The organism is Fischerella sp. JS2 (assembly GCF_032393985.1).
Lineage (GTDB): Bacteria > Cyanobacteriota > Cyanobacteriia > Cyanobacteriales > Nostocaceae > Fischerella.
This window is the reverse complement of record NZ_CP135918.1, coordinates 6158762-6172040: the sequence shown is the minus strand read 5'-3', so window position 1 is coordinate 6172040 and position 13279 is coordinate 6158762. Positions and strand designations below refer to the sequence as shown.

Genomic DNA, 13279 nt, shown 5'->3' with positions numbered 1-13279 from the left:
TATAAGTGTCCTGGATATCAAACTGGTAAATGCTTACCATTGGAAAACAGTGGCAGGACGCAAAAGGCTCCATCCTCTCAACTCTTACTAAATAAACTTTACGCAAAGTGTTTCTTCAGAGATGAAACAGGGAGTGATGGTGGTTCTCACTCGCTTAGTTATTCAGTGAATTTACCATTTATTTTCTAAAAACTTGTTACATTGATATTAAATAGCTTGACTGGAGTATTTATCCATGCTTGAGGCGGGGCAAGTATTGCGTGACCGCTACCAACTCAAACAAAAGTTGGGACAAAATGCAGGTCGTCAAACCTGGTTAGCTGAAGATCTCGCAACTCAACCAGCAGAATCAGTGATAGTCAAGTTCTTGGGGTTTGGTGATCAGGTACAGTGGGATGATCTGAAACTGTTTGAGCGGGAAGCTGATGTACTCAAACAACTAAGTCATCCCCAGATTCCCAAGTATCGCGATTATTTTTCTATTGATGATCGTATTCTCTGGTTTGCTTTAGTTCAACAATATATTCCTGGTTTATCTCTTAAAGAATTACTTAATCAAAGACAGAAGTTTTCTGAAGAACAAGTCCAAAAAATAGCCTCTGATGTCCTAAAAATTTTGATTTATTTACACTCTTTAATTCCCCATGTTTTACATCGTGATATCAAACCAAGTAATTTAATTTTGGGTGAAGATCAACAAGTATATTTGGTTGATTTTGGTGCGGTACAAGACCGAGCTACAGCCCAAGGAGCTACTTTTACAGTAGTAGGTACTTATGGATATGCACCTATCGAGCAATTTGGTGGTCGAGCAGTTCCTGCTTCTGATCTTTATGCCTTGGGAGGAACATTAATTCATTTAGTCACAGGTATTTCTCCCGCAGATTTACCCCAGCGAAATATGCGGATTCAATTTAGCGATCGCACTAATTTAAGCCCTCATTTTACACGGTGGCTAGAAACTCTTACGCAACCAGATGTAGAACAAAGATTTCAAACAGCGCATCAAGCTTTAGAACTTCTCAACAATCGCCTAACTACTCACTCTTGTGGGATAGTTTCTCAACCTCATGGTAGCCGGATTCATCTCAAAAAAACGGCTAGTTATCTAGCAATTAAAATTCCAGCACGAGGGATACAATCTTCTGATAGTTTTTTATTATTTTTTGTGAGTCTATGGTACGGAATTCTTCTTTTGTTCACAAGAGGCGTTTTCCATCCTTTTCTCTTAATTCATTGGATGGCTGGTTTATTACCACTGAGTATGTTGTTATTTCCTGCTTTTGGAGAAGTATATATTCGTTTTGATCATAGATATTTTTTCATGGAGTGGGAATTATTTGGTCAATGCTATCGTAGAAAGCGAGGAAATACTTCAGCTATTCACGATGTTTGTGTCAGCCGTGAAACAATTTCTGTAAATAATAAACCCTTGATGGCGGTTAGTATTGAAGCTGGAGTTCAAAAATACAAATTTGGTGCATTTAGTCCGGAAATAGCTGATGTAGAACAGCAATGGTTGGTGAAAGAAATCAAAGATTGGTTAGGACTGTAATCAATATGACTTCTTGCAGAAGTTGGGCAAACATGAAAGGGTGTTCACCACGTGAGAAGGTGAGGAGAATATATAACTAGGATCACCCCGTCACCCAAAGGCTAACCAACTACAACAGCAGACTCTTCCAAATTTACTACTACTTTCACACCGAATTCTGACTCAAATACTCCTTTTTTGTAATCCAAACTCCAGAGTTCTAAGGAGCATTCATCGTCAGGGCGAGATGGGAAAATTTGCATTTTTAATTCTCGTGTAGCTGGAATAAACTCACATTGCAATTGTTGAATGGCTCCTATGTGTCGCCTATCTAAAGCAACTGCTAATCTGAGCATTGCACTCAACTGGCTAACTATTTGTCGATGTTCTTTATGTACCAAATTGCGAAAATTTTCATGCTTTTTCTTAGGTGGAGATTTGCGATGATAACGGGCTATATTGGCGATGATTTCCATCTCAGTTTCGGTATAGCCGAGTAATTCACCATTACGAATTAAATAGTATGAATGTTTGTGGTGAGAATCATGGCTGACAAAATGTCCACAATTGTGTAAGATCGCCGCAGCCCACAGAAGTTGTCTTTCTTCGGTTCCCCAATTATGGAGTATACCTTGGGTTTGATCAAATATACTTAGGGCAAAGATAGCGACGCGATCGCTATGTTCTAAGTTGACATGATATTTCTTTGCAGTTTTTAGAACACTGCGCTCACGCACCGAACTTTGGTAGCGCAGGCGATCTTCAATTAATCCGTGGGTGAGCATCCAGTCTACAATCACGCCTTCACGCAGGGCGCGTTCACAGACTGTAATCGACTCTAGCCCTAATAGATTCATGGCTTCCTGTAAGATTATGGCCCCAGCCAGTATCACTTCTGAGCGCTTCTCTGGCATTCCGGGAATTGTCGCCCTTTCAACGTTACTCATTTTCCGCAAGCGATTTACCCATTCCCGTAAGTCTTTCAGGCTGAACTGATATCCATTCAGCGTCGAGGGAACAAAACCCAATTTTTCACGGGCGTTGATCATTCCCAGAGTTTCAATAGTACCGGAAGTTCCTACTAAGCGGGGGTGTTCACCAAACTCTAGATTTGCCAGTACCTCTTCAACGGAACGTTCTAACATCCCTCGTGCATAAGCTTGCAGGTATTGAAACTCAGCGTTGCTAATCGGATCAGTGTTAATTAATTCATTGGTGAGGCGAACTGCACCTATTTTGGTACTGGTAAGAGTTCGTGCTTGGTGAGTGTCTCCCAAAATAATTTCTGTGGAACCGCCACCAATATCAACAATTACGTGGGGCTGGTTATTAAATTCCATCCCCGACAGTACACCCAGATAAATCCGTCGTGCTTCTTCTTGGCCGGAAATTAAATCAATGCTCAAACCCAATTCAGCTTCTACCTTGTGTAGAAACTCCTTACCATTCGGAGCTTCTCGTACGGCGCTAGTTGCTACAGCAATGATTGTTTCGGCGTTGAGAGTTTTAGCAACTTCTTGGAAACGTCGCAAGCAAGTGATCGCTCTTTCTATCACTTCTGCTTTTAAGCATCCTGTGACTAAATCGCGATCGCCCAATCTCACGGTTTCCTTTTCTCTACCAATAATGCTGAATGCTGGTAGTGTTGTTTCAATCCGCACAATCACCATGTGCAGAGAATTGGTTCCTAAATCGATTGCAGCGATGATTCGCTGTTGCTTGTCTGTTTGAGTTAGTGTACTCCCCCAGCTAGCAGAAACCAAATTGACCATTTAGCGTTCTCTCAGTAAATGAAGTAAAAGAAGGTAAAAGCTGACTTGCGGACGTTAACAAAGTAGTTTCTGTTCACCAATTAATTTTCAGATTGACTCTGAGGCTTGAGTTGAGTTTTGAACTCACTCTGTAAGGTCAACAAAATTGACTATTCCTCTTGAGTCAAAGTTGCCACTTTAGCAGTTGCTTCTATAAATATCAAATAAAGTTATTCTATATATGTGAAGATGTGTGAATTAGTTGATGGTTAGTTGTTGGTGGTTAGTGGTTATTTCCCCACTCCACCCTTACCTTAAGCCTATGAGCGCGTCTACACACTCCCCCCACCCCTCACACTTCCTCCGATTCTTTATCCCCCATCCTCTATGCTCAGTACACCAGAACGCAACCAGGAACCTACTTGGCTTGTGATCATCCGATTACTGCGGTGGCATAAACCAGAAGGACGACTTATTTTGATGATTCCTGCCCTGTGGGCTGTATTTTTAGCAGCTGGTGGAAAGCCGCCTTTACCATTGGTTGGCGTAATCATTTTGGGAACGCTTGCCACAAGCGCTGCTGGCTGTGTTGTCAATGATTTGTGGGATAGAGATATAGACCCAGAAGTAGAAAGAACGCGCGATCGCCCCCTCGCTTCCCGTGCGCTTTCTGTAAAAGTTGGTATTGCGATCGCAATAGTGGCTTTTTTCTGTGCAGCGGTTCTTGCTTTTTATCTTAACCCTATTTCCTTTTGGCTGTCTGTGGCAGCAGTTCCAGTGATTTTGCTATATCCAGCCGCCAAACGAGTGTTTCCCGTTCCGCAATTAGTGCTGTCAATTGCCTGGGGTTTTGCAGTGTTAATTAGCTGGAGTGCTGTAACACAGAATCTTTCTCAAGCGACTTGGCTACTTTGGGGAGCGACTGTACTTTGGACACTAGGATTTGATACTGTTTACGCTATGAGCGATCGCTCTGACGACAAGCGTATTGGTATAAATTCCAGTGCTTTATTTTTTGGTGATTATGCACCAATTGCTATTGGAATTTTCTTTGCTGGCACTATATTGTGTCTTGCTTGGTTGGGAATCGTTATTCAGCTTCACCTAGCCTTCTGGCTCAGTCTTGTAGTTGCCACTGTTAGCTGGGTTTGGCAGTCTGTTCGCATAAATCAAAATGATATACCTAATTCTGCATACGGTGAAATGTTTCGGCAAAATGTTTGGATTGGTTTTATCCTGCTGGCTGGAATGATTTTTGGTAGCTTTTAGGAAGGCAGAAGGCAGAACACAGGAGGCAGAAGGATTAAAATTAATACTTCATACTTCATCCTTCTCGTTTCCCTCTTATTTGCCGTGTTCTTACAGTGCTATAGTAAACTTTCTGTAAATTTTGCGTAAATGCACTTAGAATCTATTCCGAAATTCTACGAATTTCGATAAAAGTTGGGTATACAACCATAGTTAACACCCAACGCAATGAAACGAAGTTTGCCAACAAGACGCTATGCGTCTGCACAACTTGTACAAATTGCCATTATTGCTTTCATTTCCCTTGGCAGTGTTGGTATTGTTGGGGTAGGTTTCGTTTTCAGACAAGCTTTTAACAGTAACAATCAAGTTAAAACCATACAAAATGCCTCACGTTACCAAGAAATTCGCCATAAACTTTGGTTAAATCAAAATCAAGTCAAACATTTTCCTAATTATATTCCGCCTAATAGCTCGGAAGTTCGTCTTGCTTACTCTCGTGGTTTTTTACAAGGACAAAAAAATAATTTTTTTCAACTTAGGTTGAAACTTCCAGCACAACAAGTAAAGGAATTAAATAATCAATACAAAGCTATAGCTAAGCATAGGTATATAGGTGGTAACACTAATGAACACGCCAACCTACCTAACGGTGTGCCTACAACTTTTTTTTATACTAGTAACTCTCAAGAAGATTCTTTTCCTAACTCCTATGAAATATTAGTACTGGGTGCAAACGATAGAAGTGGTTCTAATTTTAAGTGGAATCATGGTGATAGTTATGGTGTCGCTATAGATCTATCGGCTTCAGAGATTATCTATTGGGCTGAAGAATGGTAAGTCAGCACAAATAAAGCTAACTCGTTAGGCTCGTCATTTGTCCAAAGTCATTGATCATTGGTAAGGGTTCTAGGTGTATTTACTTTTCGTAATATAGTTATGTTTATTCCCACCGACTTACTTAATAAAATTAACAATACTTTCCTAAATCATTCATGAACAACAAGATACCCAATTTCTTTAAAAAGAAGTCAGGTATCTTGTTCTCTTCATTTTCATCAATCAGATAGGATTGTGATTTACAGTCAGTATGGTGGATAGTCATGAGATTGCACACCAATAAACCCAGTTTGACGAGAAGCGATCGCTTCACAAAGTAGTCAATAGACCTGCCTCTATTTTCAAGGCAGGTTTAATCTTAAATCTGTCTTTCTTAATTAGCCAATTATTGACTGCATAAAACCTGCTTCTAAAGGCAAAAAATATTTAAGACATCCTGTAATAATCATTATTTTTTTACGTGAAACCTCAGAGTTTTGTGTAACAGGAGCATTGCACTATCAACTAACAAATATAAATATAACTGCTGAATATTATAGGGAGCTTTTGTGTAATGACTGCAATGAACTAGGGATAAAGAGGGAAGAAAGCTTGGAAAGAAGCTTTAGTAAGCAAATTATCTAACTCATTGGCTCCTGTAGGTTATATTTTCCAGATAAACTTTAATTTTTAGCATATATTGTTGATAGTTAGTTTGAATTGTGTTTGTCTATATTTATTCATATGCAGACATTGATGAAAGCTACTTAAATTACTTCTCGTTGTTGATTATTTTTAATCTTTTTATTATCAAACTTATACTTGATGCATGTATCAATATTTATCTTGATAATACTTTTAATGGTTTATAGTAAATATAATTCGCAAAGTAAAAATTATTCAATGGAATCATCATTATCAGCAACATTTAATCAATCAAAGCAAATTTTCGCTAGTTATGATGAAAAATGACTACTTGAAATAAATAAGAACATTACTGTAATATTGTTGCATGATATGGATAGCTTTTAGAAAACCCTCGGAAAAGCAAAAATGCTTTGTAGCAGCAACTAAATCACAGCATTTTTGGCTTTGAAAGCTAGTCAATAACTAAGTTTTAGTTTTACCTTATTGTGACAACTGCAAATTCAAGATAGGTTCCAAATATCTCATCTATGAAGCACAAAATCATACAGTATTTGCTTGGATAGCTGATAGCAAACTTGATTAGTTCGCTAATCTATCGATAGATACATTGATGCATTTATAGTGTAATACACTATAACAATCATTCCTTTTTACTTTTAAGGATATAGTTCACAGTGACTTAATTATTTGTATAGTCTGAAAATGGTCATATCAGAAATGAAGTGCCATATTGATTACCTAATTTTACATTAATTACAAATTCATAAATATGTGGCAATAGCAATTGATTTGGACTTAGACGGTCTTATTGATCTCAGTTCAGTCAACATAACCTACTTATTAGCTATTTACTAATAAGTAGATTGCTTCATAAAATAAAAATATTTAATTATAAAACACAATATTAATGAGTATCTATCTAAAGTTTAATTGACTCCATTAGAAGAATTTTTAATATTGAAGAAGCTAGAAAGAAACTGCGAAATTAAACTCATGGAAATATATTAGGCATGTTAACTGATTATATGGATTGCCTAAATTAATGCATTTTTCTATAAAAGCCCTTTGTCTAGTCTATATATGTTCAAAAAAACTTCATTAGGCAGACGTTCTTTTTTGTACGCTAGTCTATCCATTTTGACAGGAGCAAGCGCAGTTAGTATAGGAGAAAATAGAAATTTCTTGTACAGTCAAGCGCTTGATAATTCAAGCAAGGACTTTAAAGTAGCTGGAAAAAATTCTTTGAAAGCTCGTGCCGCAGCAAAGGGATTAATTTATGGAGCTGCTGCTGTCAAAGATTATTTGTTGTCAAATACAATTTTAAAGACCAGCTTTATTAGAGAGTGCAATATGCTGGTTCCAGATTATCAACTTAAGTGGGATAGTATACGACCTCATCCCAAAAAATTTGATTTTACTAAATCAGATTGGTTAGCTCAGTTTGCACGGTGTCATGGCATGTTTTTCCGTGGACATACTTTAGTTTGGCATCAAGCTTTACCTGTGTGGTTTAAGGAAGTAGTTAACCGCAAAAATGCAGAAAGTTTGTTGTTGGAACATATTAAAACTGTGACCAAACATTATGGAGAACAAATACATTCTTGGGATGTGGTGAACGAAGCAATAGAAATAGATGATGGACGAACTGACGGGTTACGAAAAACGCCTTGGCTAGAGTTTTTAGGTACAGATTACATTGAGCTTGCTTTTCGAACGGCGGCAGCTTGTGACCCTAAAGCCATGTTAGTCTATAACGACTATGGACTAGAGTATGACAGTTACCAAGATGGAGCCAAAAGAACTGCTGTTCTCAAACTGCTAGAACGATTGAAATCTAGAGGAACACCAATTCATGCATTGGGTATGCAATCTCATTTGATGGGTCATATACCAAGCTTTAATGCTAAAAAATTGCGGAGTTTTCTTGCAGATGTAGCTAGTCTTGGTCTCAAAATTCTGATTACTGAACTAGATGTGGTAGATCAGAAATTAACTTCAGATCTGATCGCACGCGATCGCATTATCGCAGGTCTTTATGAAGACTATTTGAACATTGTCTTAGATGAGCGAGCAGTTATTGCAGTTTTAACTTGGGGATTGAGCGATAAATACACTTGGGTATCAAGTTTTTATCCCCGTTCAGATCAATCACCAGTCCGTCCTTTACCTTTGGACTCAAACATGAAATACAAACTGGCTTGGAATGCTATAGCTAGAGCATTTGATCACGCTCCAAAACGATAGCCAATCTGTAATTCCAAAACCTAATTCCCATCTACGCAAGTATGCTTTGCATACTTGACAATCTTAATCCAGGGTGAACCATGAAGATCAATATTTGTGGCGTAGAAATTGACCAACTTTGTTTTAATGAAGTTGTTGAAAAGATAATCGAACATGTACTAGTAGGCAAAGAACCAAAATATGTTGTCACCCCTAACGCACAACATGTTGTACTACTACAAAATAATTCTCGTTTTCGTGAATACTATCGTCAAGCTTTTTTGGTAGTACCAGATGGGGTTTCCCTCTTATGGGCAGCGAAATTTTTAAAATCATCACTCAAGGGTCGAGTGAATGGCACAGATTTATTTGAGAAATTATGTGCGATCGCAGCTCAAAAACAGTTAAAAATCTTCTTATTAGGAGGACGTCCTGGTGCATCTATCAAAGCAAAAGAAGTTCTAGAAAAAAAATATCCAAATTTACAAATAGTCGGTACATATTGTCCACCCTATGGATTTGAATCAAAACCAAAAGAACTAGCAGTTATTAACTCTAAAATTAGAGAAGCAAAACCAGATATTCTTTTTGTTGGTTTAGGTTCTCCTAAGCAGGAATATTGGATTTATAACAATTACAAGACTTTAAATATACCAATTTCAATTGGTATTGGAGTTAGTTTTGAACTAGTCAGTAGTATGGTGAAACGAGCGCCGTTATGGATGCAAAAATCTGGCTTAGAATGGTTCTTCCGCTTACTCGTCGAACCTAGACGCTTATGGAAACGCTATATCCTGGGTAATCCTTTGTTTGTTTGGTTAGTACTAAAACAACGCATAGGAGTTTCAAAATTTGAATAAAGTTTTAACGTGGCATGGCTCTGTTTTAGTTAGGAATTTCTAAAGTTACCAAAACATCGAGGTTGTCAAATTTATGACTACTAATACTCTCACAGTTACAACTTTTAAACCGGATTTGAGGTCAGCTAAAGGTACTACCATACAACGAGGATTAAAAATTAGGATACTGCGAGTAATGACCTTAATTTTGTTAGATGTCATTGCTTTGACTTCGGCATGGACATTAGCAGCATATTACGGAACAAGTCTAGAATCTCTGTGGGCAGAACAAATATCTTTACTCATGTTCATGTTATTAACTGCAATCAGTGTCATAGCAGTTAAAGGACTTTATAAACCTGGAAAAGAGCGCCGTAATTATTTTGGTTTAATTCAAGCAGTATCATTAGCAGATATTTTACTATTATTTATAGCCTTTCTTTACGAACCAGATAGTTATGTTTCACGCTCTACTTTTTTAATATTTTGGTTTTGTTCTGTGGTGTTTGTTTGTTGCGATCGCTTCATGTTTGATGTTGCTACAAAACAACTTCGTTGTCAGGGAGCAATTCGTCATTCAGTTTTTCTCATTACTGACAGCCAAGACCAAAAAAATCATATTAAGTTAATTGAAAAAGAAAATTGCTATACAGTGCAGGGAATTGCTGATCCTAGCTGTCTAGATTTAGTTAACCGAGAAGCAACTTTTGAGTATCTTCGCAAACAGGGTATAACTGAAGCCTTTGTTTCTTGGAATGCCATCAAAAATCGTTTATATGTTTGTTGGCACTTCCAGACTGCTGGCATTATTTTAAGAATCCTACCAATGGAAACTGATGTTTGCTGTCCTAAATCAGTATTTTGGATGCTGGGTGAAGTACCTTGTATGACCATTCCAGCACCAATTATCGCTGGTAGTGATTTTTGGCTCAAAAGGTGTTTTGACCTTATTTGTTCAATCTCACTGTTATTATTGTTATCTCCTGTCTACCTGGCAATAGCCATACTAATTAAATTAGACTCCCCAGGGCCAGTGTTCTTCCGCCAAAATCGAGTGGGATTGCACGGAAAGAACTTTAAAATTTGGAAATTCCGGACAATGGTTAATAATGCAGAAAAACTGCAAGCATCTCTTGAAACCAACAATGAAATCAAAGACGGTGTTCTCTTTAAGATCAAAAATGATCCTCGGATTACACAGATAGGTAAGTTTTTGCGGCTTTACAGTTTAGATGAACTGCCGCAATTATTAAATGTTTTAGTTGGGGAAATGAGCTTGGTTGGCCCTCGTCCTCTTCCTAGTAGGGATGTCGAAAGGTTTAAAACAAAGCACTTTATTCGCCAAGAAGTTTTGCCTGGTATCACCGGATTATGGCAAGTTTCTGGTCGATCAGATATTGATAACTTTGAAGATGGGGTGAAATTAGATATCACTTACATTGAGAATTGGTCACTCTGGCTTGATTTGAAAATTTTGCTAGAAACTGTTAGAGTCGTACTGCGAAAAACGGGTGCTTATTAAAGAAGAAAGGCAAAGAGCAGAAGGCAGAGGGCAGAAGATTTCAAAAATTGATACTAATAATTAATCCTCTGCTTTCTGTTACTTACTTTCAAGAATATCATCAAATATTCTTTTAATTTCCTACTTGAAATAAATATCAAATAAAGATAAACTCTAATTTAATATTGTGCAATCTCAAATATTATTTATTGGTAGCAAATAACTTGATAATTAAATGGAATTGCCAACAATATTATTTAATAAGTTTTTCTTAGTTTTTGGCTGTCAATCATGTAATTAATCAAAAAAACGCCCAGCCAAATACTAGAATGAATGATAATTTTTTGGTTTTGAAACCCAGTTAGATGATGGTATGTAAATAACCCAATAATACCAATCTTCAACTTTCCGCATGTGTATACAACCACCACAAGGAAACTTGTTGTATGGAGACCAATAGCTACACACAAGCAACAGAAATTCAACAATACTTGCTTATTCTCAAACGCCGTTGGCGATTGATAGCAGCAATCATTCTTGCTTCCATTGGCTTATCAGGTTCAGCTTTATTCATGCAAAAACCTGAATATCAAGCAGATGGTATATTACTTTTCAAATCAGACCGTACATCATCACTCACCAAAGTAGGAGAAAAAATAGGGGATTTAGAAGCTTTGATGCGCGAGGGTAATCCTCTAGAAACTCAAGCCGTAATTGTAAATTCCCATCCAATGTTGCAAGAGGTTATTACTGCTTTACAGTTAAAAGATGACCAAGGAAAATTAATTGATCCGGAATTACTCAAAGTCAACGTCAAACCAATTGTAGGCACAGATGTTCTTAGAGTTTCTTACGCCTCAAATGATCCTGATTTAGCAGCAGCAGTAGTCAATCAGTTAATGAAGTCTTATGTAGAGAACAACATTCAAACTAACCGTGCCCAAGTTTCTGCTGCTGGTGAATTTATTAAAGAGCAACTACCTGCTTCTCGCCAAGAATTAGAACGGGCAGCTGAAGCATTACGTCAGTTTAAAATCCAAAACAAAGTGATTCAGCTTGCAGAAGAATCAACCGCAGCTATTGATATTATTTCCAAGCTTGATCAAGAAATTAATCAAGTTAAAGCTGCCTTAGCCGATGTGAGTGCCCAAGAAGCACAGATAGCCAGTCAACTAAATGTAAGTGAAAATCAAGCAGTAGCAGTTACTTCCTTAAGTCAAATACCTGGTGTTCAAGAAGTTTTGACTGAGTTGCAAAAAGTTCAAACCCAGTTAGCAAATGCACGAGCAATTTATACTGAGGTACATCCAACGATTACTGACTTAAAAAATCAACAAGCAACTCTCAATTCTCTATTACAACAACGGACTCAGGAATATTCAGGAATCCCAATAGTTTCTCCAGGTAAATTACAAATAGGTAAAATTCGGGAAGAACTGACTGATAAATATGTGGAATTCAAGGCAGAACGACAGGGATTAGAGAAAAAAATCCGAACCTTGTCTAATATCCGAGCAAATTATCAACAACAATTGGCTATGATGCCAAGTTTAGAGAAAAAGCAACAAGCTTTAGAGCGTAGATTAGAAGCTGCGAAAACTGGCTATGAAAATCTTGTTACCAGACTACAGGAAATTCAGGTAGCAGAAAAGCAGACTATTGGGAATGCTAGAATTGTCCAACCGGCACAGATTCCGAAAAAGCCAGTTATCTCCAAAACGAAAATACTCTTAGCAGGTGGCAGTATATTTGCGGGTGTATTACTTAGTATTGCTGCTGCGTTTTTTGTAGACTTAATCGATAGGTCATTGAAAACAGTCAAGGAAACCGAAACATTTTTTGGTTACATTTTGTTGGGTTTAATTCCCAAATATAAACCGAATAATTCTGTTAGTGGTGTCCAAGAGATAGAAGATGGTGTTTATCCCCAAGTTATCGCCACTACTTCACCTCGTACAGTAGTTCATGAAGCTTACCAAATGCTTCAGGCAAACCTGAAATTTATTAGCCATCGGAAAGTTCGCAAAATTGTAGTTACAAGTTCTGTAACTGCCGAAGGGAAATCAGAAGTTTCTGCCAATTTAGCTGCGGTTATCGCTCAATCAGGTAAGCGAGTTCTACTAGTTGATGCAGATATGCGTAAACCAACGCAACATCATCTATGGGGTTTAATCAACTCAGTGGGTTTAAGCCATCTCCTTGTTGGTCAAGGAATCTTTTCCCAGGCTGTGCAAAAAGTTACAGAGTTTTTAGCTGTGCTGACTGCTGGAGTTGTACCCCCTAATCCCCTGGCTCTAATTGACTCTGAAGGCATGACCTCTTTAGTAGATATTTTTTCCGAAAACTATGATTACGTTATATTTGATACTCCTCCGCTTGCAGGGATTGCGGATGCCGCAGTTTTAGGAAAAATGGCAGATGGGATTTTGCTGGTAACTCGCCCTGGTGTTTTAGATGCACCTAGTGCTGCTGCTGCTAAGTTTCTGCTAGAACGTTCTGAGGCAAATGTTTTGGGAATAGTTGCTAATGCTGTTAACGCCAAGCAGGAACCTAGCAGTTACTTTTATTATTCCAACCTTCGGGATAGAAATAGTACCGCAGATTTAGAGAGAGTACCGCAAAAACTGAAATAGGAATTTGATTGGAGATAAAAAGACTAGACAAAGGGTGGCTTCCGAGAGAAACAAACTATATTTTTCAAATCGGAACTTTATTG

Annotated in this window: 8 protein-coding genes and 1 pseudogene; 8 read left to right on the top strand and 1 reads right to left on the bottom strand. The window is 37.8% G+C overall.

Going from position 1 to position 13279, the window contains the following annotated elements:
- Positions 1-235: 235 nt before the first annotated feature.
- Positions 236-1555, top strand: a complete 1320-nt coding sequence (locus RS893_RS26470; protein WP_315788579.1) for a serine/threonine-protein kinase — start codon at positions 236-238, stop codon at positions 1553-1555.
- A 101-nt stretch (positions 1556-1656) separates the two neighbouring features.
- Here RS893_RS26470 and RS893_RS26465 read toward each other — a convergent pair whose 3' ends face one another.
- Positions 1657-3306, bottom strand: coding sequence for a Ppx/GppA phosphatase family protein (locus RS893_RS26465; RefSeq protein ID WP_315788578.1), 1650 nt, complete (start codon positions 3304-3306; stop codon positions 1657-1659).
- A 366-nt stretch (positions 3307-3672) separates the two neighbouring features.
- On the opposite strand from RS893_RS26465, the gene RS893_RS26460 reads away from it, so the two are divergent.
- From RS893_RS26460 to RS893_RS30410, 7 genes and pseudogenes are all read left to right on the top strand, one after another.
- Positions 3673-4554: a 4-hydroxybenzoate solanesyltransferase gene (locus RS893_RS26460; protein WP_315788577.1), complete on the top strand. Its 882-nt coding sequence runs from the start codon at positions 3673-3675 to the stop codon at positions 4552-4554.
- A 207-nt stretch (positions 4555-4761) separates the two neighbouring features.
- Positions 4762-5373 carry a hypothetical protein gene (locus tag RS893_RS26455; protein WP_315788576.1) on the top strand — a complete coding sequence of 204 codons (612 nt, stop codon included), beginning with the start codon at positions 4762-4764 and terminating at the stop codon, positions 5371-5373.
- 1707 nt (positions 5374-7080) lie between these two features.
- The gene (locus tag RS893_RS26450; RefSeq protein ID WP_315788575.1) at positions 7081-8244 is read left to right on the top strand and encodes an endo-1,4-beta-xylanase; all 1164 of its coding nucleotides are present in this window, start codon (positions 7081-7083) and stop codon (positions 8242-8244) included.
- Between the two features lie 80 nt (positions 8245-8324).
- Positions 8325-9083, top strand: coding sequence for a WecB/TagA/CpsF family glycosyltransferase (locus RS893_RS26445; RefSeq protein WP_315788574.1), 759 nt, complete (start codon positions 8325-8327; stop codon positions 9081-9083).
- A gap of 73 nt (positions 9084-9156) precedes the next feature.
- Positions 9157-10584 carry a sugar transferase gene (locus tag RS893_RS26440; protein WP_315788573.1) on the top strand — a complete coding sequence of 476 codons (1428 nt, stop codon included), beginning with the start codon at positions 9157-9159 and terminating at the stop codon, positions 10582-10584.
- 425 nt (positions 10585-11009) lie between these two features.
- Positions 11010-12290 (top strand): annotated as a pseudogene (locus tag RS893_RS30415) (GumC family protein); the annotation flags it as partial.
- A gap of 252 nt (positions 12291-12542) precedes the next feature.
- Positions 12543-13196, top strand: coding sequence for a CpsD/CapB family tyrosine-protein kinase (locus RS893_RS30410; RefSeq protein ID WP_396336475.1), 654 nt, complete (start codon positions 12543-12545; stop codon positions 13194-13196).
- The last annotated feature ends 83 nt before the right edge of the window (positions 13197-13279 follow it).